Origin of the sequence: Roseateles sp. (genome assembly GCF_039595595.1) — a bacterium.
Classification (GTDB): domain Bacteria; phylum Pseudomonadota; class Gammaproteobacteria; order Burkholderiales; family Burkholderiaceae_C; genus Roseateles.
Window position 1 is genome coordinate 36,800 of sequence record NZ_JBCNLG010000028.1, and the last position, 18,291, is coordinate 55,090.

General features: G+C 62.2%; 18 protein-coding genes. 7 read left to right on the forward strand and 11 right to left on the reverse strand.

Annotated elements, in window-relative coordinates:
• Complete coding sequence (locus ABDW61_RS22650) at positions 1-1,251, reverse strand: hypothetical protein (protein WP_343641984.1); 1,251 nt, start codon at positions 1,249-1,251, stop codon at positions 1-3.
• Positions 1,252-1,817: 566 nt separating this feature from the next.
• On the opposite strand from ABDW61_RS22650, the gene ABDW61_RS22655 reads away from it, so the two are divergent.
• Both ABDW61_RS22655 and ABDW61_RS22660 read left to right on the forward strand, forming a co-directional pair.
• On the forward strand, positions 1,818-2,240 hold the full coding sequence (locus ABDW61_RS22655) for a hypothetical protein (protein WP_343641985.1): 423 nt from the start codon (positions 1,818-1,820) through the stop codon (positions 2,238-2,240).
• A gap of 789 nt (positions 2,241-3,029) precedes the next feature.
• Entirely contained in the window at positions 3,030-6,521 is a 3,492-nt protein-coding gene (locus ABDW61_RS22660; RefSeq protein WP_343641986.1) for a DEAD/DEAH box helicase family protein, read from the forward strand.
• A 196-nt stretch (positions 6,522-6,717) separates the two neighbouring features.
• Here ABDW61_RS22660 and ABDW61_RS22665 read toward each other — a convergent pair whose 3' ends face one another.
• The gene (locus ABDW61_RS22665; protein WP_343641988.1) at positions 6,718-7,140 is read right to left on the reverse strand and encodes a helix-turn-helix domain-containing protein; all 423 of its coding nucleotides are present in this window, start codon (positions 7,138-7,140) and stop codon (positions 6,718-6,720) included.
• A gap of 92 nt (positions 7,141-7,232) precedes the next feature.
• Here ABDW61_RS22665 and ABDW61_RS22670 point away from each other — a divergent pair, with 92 nt between their 5' ends.
• The 3 genes from ABDW61_RS22670 (at position 7,233) to ABDW61_RS22680 (ending at position 10,167) form a co-directional block, all read left to right on the forward strand.
• The gene (locus tag ABDW61_RS22670; protein ID WP_343641989.1) at positions 7,233-8,186 is read left to right on the forward strand and encodes an aromatic alcohol reductase; all 954 of its coding nucleotides are present in this window, start codon (positions 7,233-7,235) and stop codon (positions 8,184-8,186) included.
• 297 nt (positions 8,187-8,483) lie between these two features.
• Positions 8,484-9,056 (forward strand): hypothetical protein, encoded by a 573-nt coding sequence (locus tag ABDW61_RS22675; RefSeq protein WP_343641990.1) that lies wholly within the window; start codon positions 8,484-8,486, stop codon positions 9,054-9,056.
• 4 nt (positions 9,057-9,060) lie between these two features.
• Complete coding sequence (locus ABDW61_RS22680) at positions 9,061-10,167, forward strand: DUF4268 domain-containing protein (RefSeq protein WP_343641991.1); 1,107 nt, start codon at positions 9,061-9,063, stop codon at positions 10,165-10,167.
• A gap of 123 nt (positions 10,168-10,290) precedes the next feature.
• Here the strand turns inward: ABDW61_RS22680 and ABDW61_RS22685 are convergent, their stop codons facing one another.
• The 3 genes from ABDW61_RS22685 to ABDW61_RS22695 form a co-directional block, all read right to left on the reverse strand.
• The gene (locus ABDW61_RS22685; protein ID WP_343641993.1) at positions 10,291-10,587 is read right to left on the reverse strand and encodes a hypothetical protein; all 297 of its coding nucleotides are present in this window, start codon (positions 10,585-10,587) and stop codon (positions 10,291-10,293) included.
• A 14-nt stretch (positions 10,588-10,601) separates the two neighbouring features.
• Positions 10,602-10,781 carry a hypothetical protein gene (locus ABDW61_RS22690; protein WP_343641994.1) on the reverse strand — a complete coding sequence of 60 codons (180 nt, stop codon included), beginning with the start codon at positions 10,779-10,781 and terminating at the stop codon, positions 10,602-10,604.
• A 74-nt stretch (positions 10,782-10,855) separates the two neighbouring features.
• Positions 10,856-11,098, reverse strand: coding sequence for a hypothetical protein (locus ABDW61_RS22695; RefSeq protein ID WP_343642006.1), 243 nt, complete (start codon positions 11,096-11,098; stop codon positions 10,856-10,858).
• Between the two features lie 179 nt (positions 11,099-11,277).
• Between ABDW61_RS22695 and ABDW61_RS22700 the strand changes: the two genes are divergently transcribed.
• The gene (locus ABDW61_RS22700) at positions 11,278-12,687 is read left to right on the forward strand and encodes a PLP-dependent aminotransferase family protein (protein WP_343641995.1); all 1,410 of its coding nucleotides are present in this window, start codon (positions 11,278-11,280) and stop codon (positions 12,685-12,687) included.
• Between the two features lie 59 nt (positions 12,688-12,746).
• Here the strand turns inward: ABDW61_RS22700 and ABDW61_RS22705 are convergent, their stop codons facing one another.
• Positions 12,747-13,760, reverse strand: a complete 1,014-nt coding sequence (locus ABDW61_RS22705; RefSeq protein ID WP_343641996.1) for a tRNA pseudouridine(13) synthase TruD — start codon at positions 13,758-13,760, stop codon at positions 12,747-12,749.
• 253 nt (positions 13,761-14,013) lie between these two features.
• On the opposite strand from ABDW61_RS22705, the gene ABDW61_RS22710 reads away from it, so the two are divergent.
• A complete protein-coding gene (locus tag ABDW61_RS22710) occupies positions 14,014-14,868 on the forward strand; it encodes a hypothetical protein (protein ID WP_343641997.1) in 855 nt (284 codons plus the stop codon).
• 135 nt (positions 14,869-15,003) lie between these two features.
• Here ABDW61_RS22710 and ABDW61_RS22715 read toward each other — a convergent pair whose 3' ends face one another.
• The 5 genes from ABDW61_RS22715 to ABDW61_RS22735 form a co-directional block, all read right to left on the reverse strand.
• Positions 15,004-15,282 carry a hypothetical protein gene (locus ABDW61_RS22715; protein WP_343641998.1) on the reverse strand — a complete coding sequence of 93 codons (279 nt, stop codon included), beginning with the start codon at positions 15,280-15,282 and terminating at the stop codon, positions 15,004-15,006.
• An 8-nt stretch (positions 15,283-15,290) separates the two neighbouring features.
• The gene (locus tag ABDW61_RS22720) at positions 15,291-15,539 is read right to left on the reverse strand and encodes a hypothetical protein (protein WP_343641999.1); all 249 of its coding nucleotides are present in this window, start codon (positions 15,537-15,539) and stop codon (positions 15,291-15,293) included.
• A 707-nt stretch (positions 15,540-16,246) separates the two neighbouring features.
• A complete protein-coding gene (locus ABDW61_RS22725; protein ID WP_343642000.1) occupies positions 16,247-16,594 on the reverse strand; it encodes a hypothetical protein in 348 nt (115 codons plus the stop codon).
• A gap of 251 nt (positions 16,595-16,845) precedes the next feature.
• Positions 16,846-17,463: a 3'-5' exonuclease gene (locus ABDW61_RS22730; protein ID WP_343642001.1), complete on the reverse strand. Its 618-nt coding sequence runs from the start codon at positions 17,461-17,463 to the stop codon at positions 16,846-16,848.
• Positions 17,456-18,106, reverse strand: a complete 651-nt coding sequence (locus tag ABDW61_RS22735; protein ID WP_343642003.1) for a radical SAM protein — start codon at positions 18,104-18,106, stop codon at positions 17,456-17,458. The genes ABDW61_RS22730 and ABDW61_RS22735 overlap by 8 nt, the downstream gene beginning before the upstream one ends.
• Between the last annotated feature and the right edge of the window lie 185 nt (positions 18,107-18,291).

Sequence of the window (18,291 nt, forward strand, 5' to 3'; positions counted from 1 at the left end):
CTACTTCGAGTAGCCCTGGTCCTTGATGAACACGGCCCGTTGCTGGTCGCTGCTGAAGGCGAAGAGCACGCGCTCGGTCGAGCCGTTTTCGCGTTCGACCTGCATGGCCCAGCCCTCGAGCCGGTAGCGGCCGACGAAGTCCGCGCCATTGCGCCGCTGCTGCGTCGCGCCGCCCGCCCCCGCGCCGACCGCGCTCACCGACGAGGTCGAGGTGCTGCCGCCGCGCGAGTACGAGTTGGTCGCCATCCCGGCCACGCCGTTCGCGGCCGCCATCGCGCCGGTGCCGAACACCGACTTGCCGGTCTGCTCGAAGCTGCCATCGGGCTGGAAGTGGAAGCGGTTCTGCGAGCTGGCGCCGCTCAGGATCGAGTACCACGAATGCGTGTAGACGCCGGCAATCCGCTGCCCCGCCGACGCCGGCGCCGCTGGCGAGCCGATCACCGTTCGCCAGTCCTTGTCGTCGTGATCCTTGATCTGCCAGTCCTTGCCATTGCGGCGCCACTGGATGATGCGCTCGGGCTGCATGCGGCGCGCTGCCGCGATGTCGAGCTCATCGGGCGGCAGGTCGAGGTCGCGGTAGCCGGTGCCGTCCTTCAGCAGCAGGTGCAGTTGCTCGACCATGCTCTCGCCGCTGGGCTGATATCGAGTCCACAGCATGAAGGCGATGTCGCGCTCCGGCACGCCCTTGCCTGGCGCGGTGTGGATCGCGCGCTCCGCGGCCGCTCGCCGCTCCTGGGTCGCGGCCCGCTCGGCCTGCTCGCGTTGCTGACGTTGATCGCCGGCCAGGGACTTCAGCGTCGGCCACAGCTCGTTGGCATTGGTCGAGATCGCCTTCAATCCGCCGCCGTACTGGTGCAGCAGCGCCTCTTCCTGGGAGAACGCGATCCGCATCCATTCGAGCTGGCCGTCGCGCGGCGGGCGCATGTAGACCTGTGTCTCGACCGGAGCGCCGTTGATGCTGGTCACGCAGCTCTGCACCACGACACCGGCTGTGAGCGTCTCGGGCGGCTTGCAGGCCGGCTGGCCCGCGGCGCCGAGGCCGCGCAGTGGCTCCTTGATGCGCGCGAAGGCGGACAGGCCTTCGTCACGGCCGACCGCCATCGGCGGCGCGGCCCAGAACTGCATCACCTTCCCAGGCGGGAGGCTGGCGGGCTGCAGCAGCAGGCCGTCCTCATGGACTCGCATGGTCCAGCCGGGGGGCGGGGTGAAGGCCATAGCCGAGGTCAGCGGGGCGGCGAGCAGAGCCGCCATCGCGGCACGCGAGAGGAGCGAGGAACAACGGCGGACGAGCTGGGGACAGCGCATGGACTTCCTGCAAGGAGGCGAAAGGCGAAGTGTCCGGGCGATCCGGGCGGGAGGGTCCCCCAAGGACTAGGGAGTGCGCGTGGGGGACAGGGCTTGCCAGCGAAGGCGACTAACGCGGTGGGTACCCATTCCCCAGATGCGCATTTCAGTGATGCTGAGCACCAAGTTAGGCAACGTGTGCAGCGATGCCGGACAGACGGTTCCGCAGCAGAAACGGACATACCATCAGGGGGCAATGCAAGTTTTGGAGAACGCGTGAGCAGCAGGCACATTCATTCAGCGGTTCTGGCGATCCTTTTGGCGGGCTGTAGCGGCGGAAGGGAGCGCGTCGAGGTTGAGATACAGCCCAGCGGGCGGCGGCTCGGCGACTGATGGGGACATGTCTAAACCTTTTGCGCCGGCTTTCGTCTACAGCAGCACAGGTCTTGCGGCGGTGGCTAAGAGCCAGGCCTCGGCGCCCGGCTACTTTGAATGAAACGTCAGACCGTACTGCTGCGCAGCACATCGCAAGCATGAGCACGAATGGATCGCCGACCCCGCCCCCGATCCAGGTCTCTCGTCTCGGCATCACTGCTGACTCGCCGTTTCCGTCGGACCTGCCATTCGCGGCTGCTCTGCGTCTCTTGATGGAAGATCGGGACTACCGGTCAATCCGGATTGGCATCGATCCAGCCAGCTTCTACAGCGAGGTTCCGATAGAACTGCACGACTTCGTCGACGAGATAACTTATTGCTTCGTCGTCAACGAGGGCGCCCCGTTCCTCGCATACGAAGTCCACAACAGGCAGGGCGGCGTCTATCGAGAAGTCGCGTACGACGGGCAGGTGTTGCGGGAGTGGTGGATCCACGAGATCCTCATCGGAGCTCCCAACGAGTTGGAAGTCCTCCGCGAAAGGAGTGCCCGGATGGCCGTTACGCTGGGGCGTCCCACGTAGGGCGCCGAGGTGCTGCCACGCTGCTCGCAGCGCCACGGCAATCTCATGAGCGTCGCCAGAATCGCCCGACTTCGCCATTTCGCGAACAAGCTCGTCGGACTGGACCGCCCTGGAGCGCACGGGCTATGCGGTGATGTCGCAAGCGACGACTTCATCGTCACGACTTGGCACCGCGACGAGCCGCTCTCTGATGTGTTCGACTTTGCTTCGAGACTCGCGGAGCATCCGACTTTGAATCTTGAGGACTTGCTCGTCCTGCACTTGGCTCACCGTCCCGAGCCCAAGTGCGCATTTCGGGGGTGCTGAGCGACAAGTTGGGCGAGGTGCGCAGTGGAGCCAGACGGACGCTCTGCAGCGTCTCCCGTCATTCGGCCATAGCAGCCAAGTTCACGGTCGCGGCTGCATACCGGCCATTGACCTGGTCGGCGCTCGGTCCGTCTAACCGCTGAGCGGAGGGACGTTTCAGTCACTAGCTACGGCGTGGCGCGCCGCTACGGCGTCACGTCGTCAGATGACCGCTGCTACGGTAGGCGGACTCGCGCAGTAGCCCCATCTGAGACACTCGCCCCACTCCATTGCACACCGGATACCGGACACTAGCGAAAGCCGATAAGGCTCACCAGCAAGACTCTCGGCGACTCCAGACCAGCTACCGGTTTCGGCAAACGGCTGCCCATAAGGGCAGTGCGTTAGGTACAACTTTGGATGGCAGCGTCGCCGCGCGAGCCGAAGATGGGATGGCTACGGCGCACCACCAGGTGCCGCTGGTTACACGGGGGTAAGAAAAGAATGAAACGATCTGATCTGGACGTCGCTGCCCCTTCGAGCACCGATATGTCACGCCTCGGCGGTACCTGCTGTTTGCCGCCCATTAAGGGGGTCGCCGAAGAGCAATACTTCGAGCAAGCCATGACGGCCCTGGCGGCCCAAAAGTTTTGGACAGCGGCTGCTGACTCAAGCTCATACCGGCCGATGGATGGCCTCTGGGCGCCCCAGCGTCGTGCTGTGGGAACGGCAGTCGCCTATCTGGGCGCTGTCGAGGGGACGGCCCCTTTGGAGTCCGCGCTCATCAAGATGCCCACTGGAACTGGCAAGTCCGGCGTCATCGCCACGTTGGCGTGCGCGCTTCCAAAGGTCCGCAGGACGTTGATCATCACCCCACGGAGGGCGCTCGTTGACCAGATGCTGAAGGACGTCCATTGGAGGTTCTGGAAGCACTTTGGCCTGGTGTACCGCGAGTCGGGGCTGAGCAAGATCAACCCTGGTGACGCTGAGCCGAAGGACTCGCAGATGGCAGCCGATGGCGTCATCAGGTTGTTGCCCTCGATGACACCGGCCTTGTGCGCTTATCCCCAGGATCAGCGGCTGATCGTCGTGGGCACGTTCAGCGCTCTGGCCCAGATCCTCAGACCTCAACGCCCAGCGCATCGGCTGACTGGCGCCTACCCGAACGAGCGCGAGGAAAGCCCCGCCGATTCACCCAGATCGACGGAATGGAATCAGCCTGATGCGGACCTGGTCCGCACCATCCTGGCCAACTTCGATCTTGTGATCGTCGATGAGGGACACTACGAACCCGCATTCGTATGGTCACAGTGCATTCGTGCTTTGGCACGCCCCACGGTGCTGTTCAGCGCGACCCCCTATCGCAATGACTTCAAATACTTTCAGGTGCGCGGCAACTACGCGTTCAACCTTGGGTACGAAGAGGCGACGATCCATCAACTGATCCGCCGCGTCGCATTCGCCGATGCCAAGCACCTGCCTAGGGCTGGGTGCAGTCCCTCCGACTTTGCCGCTGCCCTGATTGCATTCAAGACAAACGTCCTCGACAAACAGCACTGGCCTATTGGACTCGGCATCAGGCGGGTAATCGTCCGCTGCGCTAACCATGAGTCGCTGCAACGCATGCGCGACGCGCTAAGCACCTTAGGTCGCAAGGCGGTACTGATCCATGACAACGTGCTGCGCGACAACGTGAACAAGCTGGAGTTCCAAACAGTGAAGTCGGCCTTGGACGCGGCCGAGGCCGCGCCCGTCGAATATTGGCTCCATCAATGGAAGCTTCTGGAGGGCGTGGACAACAGCACCTTCGCCGCCATCGCGATCTATGAGGCGTTCACCACTTCACGGGCGAACATCCAACAGCTCGGCCGTGTCATCCGGGTGCTTGACCGCGGTGCGCCCAGCAAGGAAATCGCAACCGTCTTCGCCAGCGCGGACATCCAGGCCGACGCTCAGGCCCGATTTGATCGATACACCCGTTATGAAAAGCACTTCGCAGATGATCCAAGGCGGGCTCTCGAACAAGAGTCGAACCTACCCGCGCTGCTTTTGGAGAACGTGGCGCCCTATCAGTACCTGGCGGGCGACTTCCGAGAGCGCATCCCGCTGAACGACCCCTACGAAGTGCCCAAGTTCGCTGACTTCGCAGTCCCGCTGAGGACGTCGATCTATCGGTACTCCGGCGCCGCACCGCTCGACGAATTGGCGAAGTCCTGTGCCGACGCCATGCAGCTCGAGGACCGGTATCACGTGACGATCCTCCAGCCCGGCGCTACAGAGACCAATTCAGTCCGGTTGATCCACTACCTGACTTGTAAGAACTCGGAGCTCCTGATTAAACACTCGCTGCCCATCTGGGGCCTAGGCGTCATGGTAATCGCACAGATCGGCCCGCGCGTATTCATCCTGGATACCGAAGGGATCGTGATCGAGCTGGATGCACTCGGGCTCGAGCCGGAGTCGGCAGAGCACCTGCAGCGTCTGATACCGGCGAACGGGCCCGGCGTCGCGTCCAGGGTGTCACAGGCGTCCGCCATTGGCTTGGACCTTTCGGAGACCGCGGTCCGTTCCATCACAGCCCGGATGCACGACTTCGCCAGCGGCTTCTTTGACCTCTCGCAGAATAGTCAGGCACTGCATTCAGTGCGGGCATCCATGCGGCTGCACGACACGCCTGTGACCCGCTACCTGTCAATCGATCGGGCCAGCGTTTCCGACCACAACGCCCGCACGCAGCGGCGCTCGGTGAACGAGTACTTCTCGTGGCTCCAGTTCTTGGCCGCGATCCTTGACTCGAACGATCCCATCAGCGGAGTGTTTGACCGGTTCGCGCGTTCTGTGGCTGCACCCGCTGCTCAGGATGCTGAGCCGATGAACGTCCTGTTCGACTTCTACGATCTGTTGGATAACGTCGTGGACACGGTAGGCTGGCACGCCGCGAGATGCGAGTCGCTTCGACACGCAGAAACCTGCGTGGACGTTGACAGCTCAGGAAATTTCACATTGGACGTCGCTGGCAAGACTTTGAGCGGGAAGATCACGTACACGGTCACCGGCAATGTCAGGCGCAAAGGGCGGTACGACATTGAATCGCCCGAGCTCGACGCGTTCGTCAGAGACCCGAACGCGCCATCGACAGAGCCCGCGTCATTGGTCCGCGCTCTCAACAGGGACCAGGCATTTCGGGTCATACCGAGCGGGTCGGACCTCACATATGCCAAACGGCTGTTCTACCGAACGGGACTGGACATTGCCGCCATCGCCAATGGTCGTGAGGAAGGGTCACCTCTGGAGATGCTGACGCCTTCGCCATGGCTGGAGCAGGTCACATCAGAGAAGGGGGGCGGACGGGCGGCGCAATGGGTGGCGCAGTCGGTATTCGGCGGCATGTTCGCGGAGTTCGGTCTCTCAAGACATGGCGCGCCGTCGGCTGCCACATTCCGGCCGCTGCTAGCATCGGATCCAACGCTCTCTCAGGAAATCCAGACGTTCGACACGTTGGTGTGTGACGACGGTGGTCAGGAGCAGGCGGACTTCATGTGCATGGGTGACGTGCCAAAGCGTGTGGTGTTCGTTCACGCAAAGGTCAACAGCAGCCAGATGAGCGTGAGCGCCATGCAAATCGTTGGCCGACAAGCTATGGCGTCTCTTGCGTTCATGGCTCGAGGAGCCAGACTTCCGGACCGCGCTGGCTGGTGGGCGACGCCGTGGTCGACAGATGATCACCGGCAAGTTCCTCATCGCCTGCTGAAATCAGCAAGTCCTGACCTCGCGACCACATGGAATGAAATCAAGCGCGGCATTCAATCCGCTCAGTTTGCTAAGGAGATTTGGATCTTCGCGGGCCGCACCCTCAGCAAGGCTGAGCTTGTACGGCAGCTAACTCGCCCAAGCGGACCAACGCCCCTGTCCCTGCAGATGACCTACTTCCTAGGGACGCTTCAGACTTCAGCAGCGAGGGCGAACGTTGCCCTGCGCATCTTCTGTTCCAGCTGATGGATGGCAGCTGTCAGCGGGTGGCGGCCGGTCGGGGCCGCCAAGGGCAACGACCGCTAATGATCGAAGCAGCTCTTTCTGTCGCCGGCGACAAACGACAGCACCCAGCCTTGAGCAGCCAGTAATCTTGACCACCGCCCTCCCCCGGCTCACACGCTCCCGAACCGGTTGATCAGGTCGCACTGCATCTGATGGGTCAACTGCGGCTGAGATGGCCGCCCTGCTGTCTGCTGTCGAAGTCCTGCCTCGCTTCTCGGAACCGGTCCGCATTGCCAACGATCCAGGTCCACAGCGGGACCATGCGCACGAGGAGCTCCATGCCCATCTCGGTGAGCTCGTACTCGACCCGGGGCGGCACCTCTTCGAAGTCATGACGAAGCACCAGGCCATCGCGTTCGAGTTGCCTCAAGGTGAGCGTCAACATGCGTTGAGTCACGCCATGCATGCGCCTGCCGATCTCCGCGTGGCGCAGCCGGCCATACACGCCGAGCGCGTGCACGACACCGAGTGACCAACGACTTCCAGCATGCGCGAGCACCTCTCGCCGCACCCCGTCGTCGTCCTCTCGCAGACCATCGCACACGGTCTGCGAATACTGAAGAATCTCGTCTCTGTTCACAGTGTTCAGCTCCTGGTATCACGCGTGTGCCTTCTTACGTTCGCGCACCTGCGTGACTAGACTGGCGCCACTTCCTTGCAGTGGTCTACACGATGAATCGATCCGATCCTAACGCTACGTCCCAGAACATCCTCGTCCTCGGCGCCGGAGAGCTCGGCCTGCCTGTACTGCGCAATCTCGCTCGCAAAGCGAAGCACGTGAAGGGCGCCAGGATCAGCGTGCTGTTGCGCGCCAGCGCTGTTGAATCCGCCGATCCGAGCAAGCAGCGGGATATCGCGAAGATTCGAGACCTGGGCATTGAGATCGTCGTCGGCGATCTGGTGAAGAGCTCCGTGGATGAGCTCGCCGCGGTCTTCGCGCGCTATGACACGGTCATTGGTTGCGCGGGCTACGCTGCAGGAATCGACACACCGATGAAGCTGGCACGAGCCGCATTGCAGGCACGCATCCCAAGGTATTTCCCCTGGCAGTTCGGAGTCGATTTCGACGTGATCGGCCGAGGCAGTCCACAGGACATCTTCGACGCTCAGTTGGACGTGCGCGAGCTGCTGCGCGGTCAGCATGAGACGGAGTGGGTCATCATCTCGACCGGCATGTTCATGAGCTATCTGTTTGAGCCCGAGTTCGGCGTGGTTGATCTGAAAGCGAATGCCGTCCACGCACTGGGCAGCCTCGACACTGCCGTGACGCTGACGACACCGGATGACATCGGCGCGCTGACAGCCGAGGTCGTGTTCGCCGTGCCCCGAATCCGCGACGAGATCGTGTACCTCGCCGGTGACACCGTCACCTATGGCGAGGTGGCCGACAAACTGCAGACCGGCCTCGGCCGCCCGTTCAGCCGCCACGAGTGGACGGAGCAGCAACTGTTGGATGAGCTGGCGCGCGACCCGACCAACATGATGCGGAAGTACCGCGCGGCGTTCGCCCAGGGACGGGGCGTGGCATGGGACAAGAGCGGGACATTCAATCAGCAGCGCGCCATTCCGGTGACTGACGTGGCATCGTGGATCAATGCCAACCTGGCCTCGGGTGGTGGCGAGTAGGCCGGCTTGCCCGTGCACTCAGCGGTGACTGGACGCATCCGCTCTGCATCATGACGCCAGCGAAGAACCGGCGTGGCGTCTGACATGGTGTCCGTCTCACATGTCTGGTTGGCACCCTCCTGACCGCCGCTTCGGGCCGTTCAAAGTGGGTGGAGGTCAGGACCAACAGACCGGCGAACAGCACGACGAAGACGGGGCTGATAATTTGCTTCTTCTGCGCCAAAGGCGCCGTCCCAGTTGAGTCGGCATATTCGGCTTTCCTGAGCTTCTCTGCCGTTTGTCCTGAATGTTGCCCACATGACCCGTCTCGGCTTCACCTTCGCTTCATGCCTGTTGTTCGCGGCCTTCGGTCCCCTCGTTGCAGTGCTAACCTACGTCGCCCTGCTCGCCGCCGACAACCAAGCGATTTATTTGCAGGCAAGCGCGATGGTGCTAGTGGTTGGTCTTGGCTATCTCATCGGTGCGCTTCAGGCGGTCTTCTATGGCGCGCTGACGTGTGTTGGCTTGCTCGGCACCGTGCGCTTCTGGCCCTCGTTAGTCGCAAACGCCTCGCCACTGCGCCGAATGTTGGTCGCGCAGTTGGTCGGCCTCACAGTCGTCTTACTACTGCAAGGCCCGTCGCTGATTCTTCGTGGCAAGAGAGTCCTGCTCGGTGGCACCGACTTGCTGGCCAGCGTTGCACGGGTGTGGGAGTTCGAGAGGAACGGGACGGCGTTGATTGGGCTTGTGCCGTTCGTCGCTTGGTATCTGTTCCCAACGATCATTTGTGCATCGCTCGTTGGGTGGCTGCTGCTCCCTCGACTCGGCCGGCAGTCGGCTTCTGGGTCACAGGCGACTCGAACACGGGGCCATGGCCCGAACGAAACCTAACGTCATGTCGATCTACCACGTCAATCAGAGAGAACTGAAGGCCGTCGCCGAGACGACCTTCGGCGCCGAGGGGATCATGGAGCGAAAGGATCTGCAGCGCATGCTGCGGGGGCAGATCAGCGTGCTCGACCAGAGGTTGATGGTCATCGCGGAAGAGTTCGGCGATTGGGTCGACAGTGCCAGACGCATCGACCTGCTGTGTCTCGACGCTGATGCAAACCTCGTGGTGGTCGAGCTGAAGAGAACAGAGGACGGCGGCCACATGGAGCTGCAGGCCCTGCGATATGCGGCCATGGTGTCTGCCATGACGTTCGATCAGTTGGTGGACACGCATGCCAGGTATCGCAACAAGGCGTCGCCGGACACGGACGCTGCCAAGGCCTCCATCATGGAGTTCCTCGGCTGGGACGAGGTGTACGAGGACCAGTTCGCCCAGGACACGCGGATCATCTTGGCGGCTGCGGACTTCAGCAAGGAGTTGACGACAGCCGTCATGTGGTTGATCAACCGCGGCATCGACATCCGGTGCGTTCGCATGAAGCCGTATCGGATGCCGGATGGCACGGTGCTGCTCGATGTGCAGCAGATCATCCCGCTGCCGGAAGCGACGGCGTTCCAAACACAGATCGGTGTCAAGAAGCAGGCCGAGCGCCAGAACCGCACCGTTCGGCATGACCTCCGCCTGAAGTTCTGGGAAGCCTTGCTTGAAGTGGCCAAGAGCAAAAGCGACGTGCACTCGAACCGAAAGCCGACCTCGGATGGATGGCTCAGCGGCGGCATCAATCGAGCAGGCTTCAATCTCACTTACGTCACCCGGCGGACCGATTCTCACGTGGAGCTGTGGATCTCGCACGGAACCGGCCAGGGCGCCAGGACCAAAGCGGCGTTCAATGCGCTTGCCGCACAGAAGGCGGCGATCGAGGCCGACTTTGGCGCCCCCCTGGAGTGGCAGCAATTGCCAGAGGGGGAAGGCTCAAGGATCCGGTACGTGGTCGACGGCGGATACAAGTCGCCGCCAGAGCGATGGCCGACAATCCACGAGGCCATGGTCAATGCCATGGTGAGGCTGGACAAGGCAATGCGCCAGCGGGTTGCGCAACTGAGCTACTGAGCAACTCCGACGCTTGGGCAGCATAGACGCCGGAATCGGTCGCTCAGACATTCGAGCCTGAATGGCTCAGTCCAGCCGGGACCTGACTTCCGCCCCACACAGGAACCGTAGGTACGCCGGCTGTCACGCTTCGGCGTCATGAACCTCCCGGCCGAGGGCCAGCGATAGTCGGGCGCAGAACATCGTCAGCCATCCAACCCAGAGCGCGGCGTCGAGCTGCGCCTCCAGGACGAGTCCCGAGGGCTCGACTGACGCAACGATGTACTGCTCGTCGCCGTCACTGCCAAACCAAGAGGCGATGGCTTGGCTTGGTTGCCACCCGGGCATCGTCTTGTAGACGGCATACACCTTCTGCCAATCCGATTCGGGCCAGTCATAGCGCAGGTTGAGAGTGATGCAATGAGGCATGGTGAGCTCCATCAATTCCGTTGCTGTCACCGAGACTCATCGGTAGCAGCCATGACCCCCTGAAGCTCATTCCTCCGCTTCCGCGTCATTTGAATCTTGCAAAGGAATTCGACTTCGGCGGTGTACGCGACGACATCGAGGATGACGAGGCCCGCCATGACCGTATGGATCATTCCGCGCAAAGGGGCCGCGACGGTCTTGTGCATTTCGTCCTCCAGCCAAATGGCGGCGGAGGTTAGAGCATGAGCCGTGAAGAGGCCATCAAGAGAAGCCCCTCCCCTCACGGCAAGCTCAAATCCAACCCCAGCGTCCTGCCAAGCCCGAAGGTCAGGACCAGCAGCCCCGCGAGCAGCACCACGAACACCACCACCGTGATCGCCCCCGCGCGGAGCACCGCGCGCTGTTTCTCCGCGCCCTGCTCCTTCTTCCCTTGGTCGTAGTGCCACTTGACGGCGAAGAACATGCCGATGCCCAGCACCAGGACCTTGAACGCGATGAAGACGGTGGGGACCCATTCCATGATTTCTGACTGCCCTCTTTTTTGGCTTCTCACTGTGCCCTGGGCGGCGCGGGAAATACAGATCCAGATTCCAGCAAAAACACCGGATCAGATCGGCATCCGAGAGGGAATTCACAGTGTGATGGCCGTTGCCAATACAGTGCGATCCTTTCGCACCTGCGGCCGTATCAGCAGCCCTCCTCATGAAGCGCTACGAAGTCCTTGCCGATGACCTGGCGGCCGCCATCTCCGCGGGTCAGTTGCGCCCCGGAGACCGCCTGCCTTCCGTCCGCGAAGCGAGCAAGGACCGCGGCGTCAGCCCGTCCACCGTCTTCGAGGCCTACTACCTGCTCGAGGCCCGCGGCCTGCTCGAGGCACGGCCGCGATCCGGCTACTTCGTCAGCCAGGCGGCGATCCCGCATCCCGAGCCGCACGCCTCGGACCCGCTGGCTGAAGAGCGCAGCGTCGAGGTCTCGGAGCTGGTGTTCCAGGTCCTCGGACTGGCGCGCAACCGGGCCGTGGTGCCGCTGGGCTCGGCGTTCCCCAGCCCCACCCTCTTCCCCCTGGACAAGCTGGCCCTGGCGCTCGGCAAGGCCGCGCGCGGGCTGGACCCGTGGCGCACGGTCGAGGACCTGTCGCCCGGCAGCGCGGAACTGCGGCGCCAGATCGGCCTGCGCTACCTGGGCGCCGGATGCAAGGTCGACGCGGACGAGATCGTCGTGACCAACGGTGCGATGGAGGCCTTGAACCTGTGCCTGGAAGCAGTCACCAAGCCCGGCGACCTCGTCGCCATCGAGTCGCCGACCTTCTACGGCGCCTTGCAGGCGCTGGAGCGCCGCGGGCTCAAAGCGGTCGAAGTCGCCACCCATGCGCGCACCGGCGTCGATGTGGCGGCGCTGGCGGCCGTCGTCGAACGCCATCCCGTGAAGGCGTGCTGGCTGATGCCGAACTTCCAGAACCCGCTCGGCAGCCTGATGCCCGATGCGGCCAAGGAAGCGCTGGTGGCCCTGCTCGCCGAGCGCGGGATCCCGCTCATCGAGGACGACGTCTACGGCGAGCTGTATTTCGGCGCTCGCCCGCGGCCCGCCAAGGCCTGGGACAAGACGGGGCTGGTGCTGCATTGCAGTTCGTTCTCGAAGTCGCTGGCGCCTGGGTTCCGCGTCGGCTGGGCCGCGGCGGGACGGTTCGCGCGGGACGTCAGCCGTCGCAAGCTCATGAGTTCGCTGGCCACGCCGGTGCCGATGCAGGAAGGCTTGAGCGAGTACCTGCGGCGAGGCGGCCATGACCGGCACCTGCGGCAGCTTCGGCAGGCGCTCGTCACGAACCGTCAGGCCATGCTGAGGACCATCGCCAAGTGCTTTCCGCCTGGCACGCGCGTCACGCAGCCGGAGGGCGGCTACTTCGTCTGGGTCGAGCTGCCGGCCCAGATCGACGCGCTCGAGTTGCATCGGGTCGCCCTGTCTCATGACATCAGCATCGCGCCGGGGCACCTGTTCTCGGCGGATCGCCGCTTCACGCACCATCTGAGACTCAACTTCGGCCATCCCGACCACCCGCGAGTCGAGCAAGCCTTGAAGACCTTGGGCGAGATCGCGAAGGCGCTCGTGCCGTAGTTGCCGCCGCCTTCCCGAATGTGGGACCCGCCCCTTGGCGAAGCAGCCGGCGGACGCGGTCATTCGACAGGTGCAGCCTCGTTCTCGGTGAGTCGCTCGGGCTCCGTGGCGCGGAGGATTTCATTCAGAACGGAGGTCGCGTAATTCCCGGCGGGCAGAGAGAACGTGAGCACCAGTCGATCGGCTTGCGGCCATTCCCACGACATGCCGGCCGGGCTCGCCACCAAGCTGCGGCGCTCCTGATCCAGACCGGCATGCTCCATGCCATCGCACAAGGTGGCGTGACGTGCGGCGACTCCGTTCTCCAAGGCCTGCGCTTGATCGGTGGTGGTCACGCGGCCGCGTCCCCAAAGCGGGCCGGTGGGCTGGCCCGCGTCGTCCATCACGTCGCCGGGCAGCGTCTTGCCCCAGAGCCCCTGCTGAATCCGAAGCGCCAGCACTTCATTGAAGACGAAGGAGCGCACCGCCGAGAGATAAATGCCCTTCTTCTTCGGGTTGCGCACGCGAATCTCGCGCGCCAGCATCGCGCGGCCTTGCTCGACATTGCCGCCGTCGTGGCCGAAGCGTTGCGCGCCGAAATAGTTGGGGACTCCCTGCGCGGCGACGGCCTTGAGATTGGCCTCGATGGCGCCGCGGTCGCCGATGACGTCGCGCAGCACGATGCGGAACCGGTTGCCCTGCAGATCACCGGGGCGGAGCTTCTTCACGTGGCGGCTCTGGCTGAGCACCTTGAATTCCGGATGCTGAAGCTGGGTCAGGTCGGGCGTCTCGCCTTTGGGCAGATAGATGCTGAACCACTGACGGGTGATGGCGTAGCGGTCCTTGAGGCCGGCATAACCCACGTCCCTGTCGCCGACGCCGGCGGCCTCGGCCAGTTGCTGGGCGACGAAGGCGGTGTTGGCGCCGTTCTTTTCGATGTCCAGCCAGAGGTGCTCGCCTTCACCGGAGGGCAATTGGAGCGGCAGTTCGGTCACGATGAAATCCTCGTTGAGGAGTTTCAGCGTGGCGCTGGCACCACTGGCCGGATAGGCGTTGGGCCATGGCGGCAGGGTCGTGTATTGAGCGTCGGTCATGAAGGGTCGGGCGCGGCCGGCGGCGCAGCGGGAGCGCTGTCGGGCCGGCTGGGGGAGTCAAGGGGGCGATTCTCTCCCGGGTGGGGCGACGGGCAACGGCGCGAGGAGCGCCGAACGTCCCAAGCAGAGCGGCCTCGTTTCTTCGTGCATGCGTTCGGGAGCTCCGACGGGGCTGTACAGGTCCCTCTCCTACGCTGCTGATTGCCGCAGGGCCGCTTCAGAAACGCGTGCCGAAGCCAAGGAGTTTGTCGCCATGATCACGCCCGTCTCGAGCCCGACTCATAGTCGTCCCTCCACCCCTACTCGGGAGACGTCCCGCGATTTGCAGCCGATCTCCGAGCAGGCGGCGCCGGCCCATCCCGTGCTGGCGGGTCGTGCTCGCAGCGGTTCAGCAAGTCCAGCGACGTCACCGCCGAGAAACGCGCTTCTGTCGTCCCCGGCCGCGGTCTCGAACGAGGCGCTGATCCGGGGCCTCGTGAACGAGGTCTCGGGACAGCTTTCAAGCGGGGCTCTGGCCACCTTGCAGCAAGGCGTCAATGACGGGTTCGCGTCGCTTCCGCCCGCCTATCGGGATCTGGGCATGCAGACCGCGCGCCTCGTGGGTCTGGTGAACGAGCCGGCGCCAACGGGCCCTGCGATGCCATTTCCGGCGCTCGCTCCGCGCCTCGAAGCCGTGGCGGTTGTTTCGTCACAGCTGGTCGAAGCAACGAAGCTCGATTCGGTGAGCGCTGCCTTGCTGCAGAACCCGCAACAGCGAGCCGACATGCTGGCGCCGCATGTGAAGCAGCTGAAGGACGCGGGGCATGTGACTGCGGCGGCCATCAACCAGATGCCGGTCGCCGAGCTTCGGGCGAACAGGGAGGTGGTGAAGGATCAGCTCACCGCGTGGGCTGGCGCGACCGAGACTTTGCATGATCAGCTCAAGGCCCAACTCGGTGAGACGCATCCGGTGACCGTGGCCGCGCTGGAGGCGAGAACCGAAGCCTCGGCCGTCTACGGCAAGACCATGATGCGCATGGCCATCGCGCGCCTGGGAGGCGGTCTGTATGACCTGACGGTCGGGAAGGCGGTGGCGGGTGTTTCGCGGTTGTTCGGGGCGGGGAACTGAGGGCGATCTCGGCATCGCTTGAGATCGCTGTTCGTGATCGGCGCCCCTGACTGCGGGATTTATGCATGGCAGTCCATTTCGAAGAGATTCCCACAAGCGACGTGATCGTCGCACGCCGACCCGTGGCAGATCCAATCAATCGACCGTACTGGCAGTTCCGTCAGCCATTGGAATAGGACCCTCGCGCCGGAGTTGATGCCAGGTCATCCCGGACCAAATCAAGCCGCTGAGCACTGCCACTGCGACGATCATGGCGATTCGCAGGATGGAGATGCCATGAGCCGAGAAAAGGATGGGGCCAAGTACCACGCCGGCGATCAAACAGGCGAACGGACTGCCATAACGAAGGCAGAACGACAAGAAGCCGCCTTCCAGAATTTGTGCCCGATGCGCTCGAATGTGTCTCAGCAGCATGGCTTGGCTCACTTCACAGAGCAGCTTGCAATGGCCCCGCCGATCGCCCCTCCCAGTGCGCCGACCACCATGCCTCCCAAGCCCGCGGTTATGCCGGCTATGCCGCCGCCAATTAAGCCGCCGGCGATTGCATTGCCACAGCCGCTACCGCCACCGCCCGCAGCGTAGCTACTGCCTCCCATACCCCCACTGACGCCTTCAAGCACGTCGAGAGGCAGTTCCTCCAGAATGTGATTCATATTTCCCTTGTTCAGCATAGAGCGCAACCCTCTTGCGCAAGATTGTGAAGGATAAAAGTCCCTCAAGAGCCATTCTGAAACAGGTAAACGCGGCTGTACTCTGTAAGAGTTTTCAGGTTTTACGACATCCTCACGCAGATTTCATTTTTTGGCTGCAAAAGCTTAACGGCACATTATCGACGAGCAGACAATACATTCGCACCCGTTGCATTCCGGCACCGCGAGCTTGTAGATCTCGATGGCGGACCCCTCTCGTAGGGCAAGGAGTTGGGCATACCACATCCCATACGGGATACTGTTCACCACCGTCTCCAAGGCAACACAGGTTTCCTGCCAACTCTCGCATGACTCTGGGATTCGTAGCAGCGATTGCGGTCCGGCGAATTTCAGCAGCGGCGTCACTTGGATTCCCGCATAAACGTCTTCCTTCAGCGCTATCGCGCGGTGCAAGCATCGAAGGTCAAATGCGTGGCGCTCGCCCGTGGTCGATTCCACCGACATAGTTTGTCCATAGACGTTGAGTTTCGCGACCTCTAATTCACCTGAGCGCCCCCGAACATGGGACAGGACCATTGCATTCAAGCGACGGAGCAATTTCAATCCAGCCTCACTTCAATCCCTTTGCTACGCGCGATTTATTGGCTCTCGGCCAATACCAAGCGACTGCGGCAAGGCCAACCAAAAGACCGCTTCCGAGGCCAATCCATCCAAGTCGCCACGCCTCATCAATATTTACCTCGGGGTTCGACAAAATGATGATGAGCATCCCGAGGAAGGCGCACACGAGTGGCGCCGTGATCGAGAGCAGTACTTTCCATCCCATATTCATTTGACGTGTAAAAAGTGCGTGGTTGATCTGAGAATCTCAACGGCGCAACGAGCGCCGGCCACCAGCGCTGAGCGCGTGCGGCTTTCGAGCCCCGAAAAGGCTCGGCAGGTTCGCGTGGCTGGACGCTCGGTCGGTAACGCGCCTGCACACCCATGTATTCGGCGCGTTCGACCAATCCAGCCCGGTACAGGCCGAAATAGGTTCGAAGCATCATTCGATCGGAAAGGTTGCGGGATTTATGCATGCAATCCACTTCGAAAAGATCCCACAAGCGACGTAGTCGCCGCATTGCAGAGTGTTTGACGTGGAGTAATTGCTTGGCTGCCAGTCGGATTGCTTTGCTGCGCCGGTGTCCTCGCGATCGCTGTGCGCGAAACCGTAGACGAAAACCAGCGCAAAGAACGCGAATTGCGAAAATCGTCCGATAGCCGCCACGCTTTCCTTGACCGTTCCGGACAATCCGTTCGCCGTAGGCTGAACGCCTTGGCAGTGACGCTAAAAAAGCGTCTGCTGCCCTTCCGAAAGAAGATCGGATTTCCCAACGCTCCCAATCTCGACCAGCCGCTGGACGCTAAGCGCGCCGTCGCGGTCGAGTAATCGAGCAATATGTAGGAACAGCTCCGCAGTTACTAAGGCATCTGCCGCAGCCCGATGAAGCTTGGCACTGGCGCCTTCAAGTCCGAGATCGTCAACTAAGGACCCCAGCGAATATGAGCGGTGGCCAGGTATAGCATTGCGCGCCAGTTTCAACGTATCCAGCGAGAGCGGCGAGTGCCACTTCGGTAGCCCTTCCTGAAGTAGCCGAACATCGACGGATACGTTGTGCCCTACGATGGCGCGCCCCCCCAACACGCACATAATCTCCTCACCAACCTCGGAAAACCCAGGCTTCCCGGCTAGATCGGCGTTTGAAATGCCGTGGATGCGGGTAGCTTGTGCAGTCACTGGACTCTTGGGGAGTACCAGCCATTCACGAGAATGCTCCTCGATCTTGCCTCGGCGGATCAACACGACCGCAATCTCAATGATCTCTTGAGGCGCCTGTCCGTTGCCTTCCACGTCGACGACCGCAAAGTCGCACAGCGTCCAATGCAAATTCAGCAGATTACGCATTTCGCTGCATCGTCTCGGGACTGCGGTGAAATATCATCGAATGCTGGGTAGCTGTCGGCTCTGCATACAGGCGCGCCTCCGCTTTACGAATCAACTCCAATAAGTCCAAGCGCCTGGAGCTGTCAAGAAAGAAGAGATGTCTGTTGAACTGGGCCGCCTTGATCTCAGCGATAGCGTCGGTCAACCTTGCCACACGCTGGGCCTTTGTGGCCTCATCGATTTGCCCAGCAAAGCTGGCCGCAGGCGTTCCCGGACGGCTAGAAAATGGAATTGCAACGCTGATCTGAAGATCCATTTTTTTGACTAGTTCGACGGTGCTCAGGAAGTCTTCCTCTGTTTCCCCAGGGAAACCAACCATCCAATTACCGTAAAAGACGACATTAGTTTCTTTCCTGAGTGCAGCATAAGCGGATACTGCAGGACTGATAGAGCCACGATTCATAGCCTTCAATATTCGGGAGGAGCCGCTTTGCAGAGAAATATAGAGCAGATCAATTCGCCCCCCAGCACATAGCTCGCGTAGCAGGTCCAAATTCTTGAAAAAGGGCTTCGGTTCAAGGTAGCGAATCGAGATTCGCACCGCCGGATCTAACGAGGTCAAAGCCCGTAGCAAATCGGGAAACGTCGCGCCCGAACGGTCCACGCCGTAGTTCCCAACTTCATCCCCTACCAAGATGAACCTGCTTATCCCTCGCTCGAGGGCAGGGCCGGCTCAAGGTTGAAGTGCGACACCTCGCATCTTGTAAGGTGTCGCGCAAATGGGAACTCACTACTCGCATCTGAGCCAGACCGATCGCGTCGCGATCCAGTTGTTGCTTCAGGCCGGAT

Coding starts and splice junctions, on each gene's coding strand:
- ABDW61_RS22680 (WP_343641991.1), top strand. CDS start 9,061: ATGTCGATCTACCACGTCAATCAGAGAGAACTGAAGGCCGTCGCCGAG.
- ABDW61_RS22685 (WP_343641993.1), bottom strand. CDS start 10,587: ATGGAGCTCACCATGCCTCATTGCATCACTCTCAACCTGCGCTATGAC.
- ABDW61_RS22715 (WP_343641998.1), bottom strand. CDS start 15,282: ATGCTGCTGAGACACATTCGAGCGCATCGGGCACAAATTCTGGAAGGC.
- ABDW61_RS22675 (WP_343641990.1), top strand. CDS start 8,484: ATGACCCGTCTCGGCTTCACCTTCGCTTCATGCCTGTTGTTCGCGGCC.
- ABDW61_RS22700 (WP_343641995.1), top strand. CDS start 11,278: ATGAAGCGCTACGAAGTCCTTGCCGATGACCTGGCGGCCGCCATCTCC.
- ABDW61_RS22655 (WP_343641985.1), top strand. CDS start 1,818: ATGAGCACGAATGGATCGCCGACCCCGCCCCCGATCCAGGTCTCTCGT.
- ABDW61_RS22720 (WP_343641999.1), bottom strand. CDS start 15,539: ATGCTGAACAAGGGAAATATGAATCACATTCTGGAGGAACTGCCTCTC.
- ABDW61_RS22710 (WP_343641997.1), top strand. CDS start 14,014: ATGATCACGCCCGTCTCGAGCCCGACTCATAGTCGTCCCTCCACCCCT.
- ABDW61_RS22670 (WP_343641989.1), top strand. CDS start 7,233: ATGAATCGATCCGATCCTAACGCTACGTCCCAGAACATCCTCGTCCTC.
- ABDW61_RS22730 (WP_343642001.1), bottom strand. CDS start 17,463: ATGCGTAATCTGCTGAATTTGCATTGGACGCTGTGCGACTTTGCGGTC.
- ABDW61_RS22650 (WP_343641984.1), bottom strand. CDS start 1,251: ATGGCGGCTCTGCTCGCCGCCCCGCTGACCTCGGCTATGGCCTTCACC.
- ABDW61_RS22660 (WP_343641986.1), top strand. CDS start 3,030: ATGAAACGATCTGATCTGGACGTCGCTGCCCCTTCGAGCACCGATATG.
- ABDW61_RS22705 (WP_343641996.1), bottom strand. CDS start 13,760: ATGACCGACGCTCAATACACGACCCTGCCGCCATGGCCCAACGCCTAT.
- ABDW61_RS22725 (WP_343642000.1), bottom strand. CDS start 16,594: ATGCATAAATCCCGCAACCTTTCCGATCGAATGATGCTTCGAACCTAT.
- ABDW61_RS22690 (WP_343641994.1), bottom strand. CDS start 10,781: ATGCACAAGACCGTCGCGGCCCCTTTGCGCGGAATGATCCATACGGTC.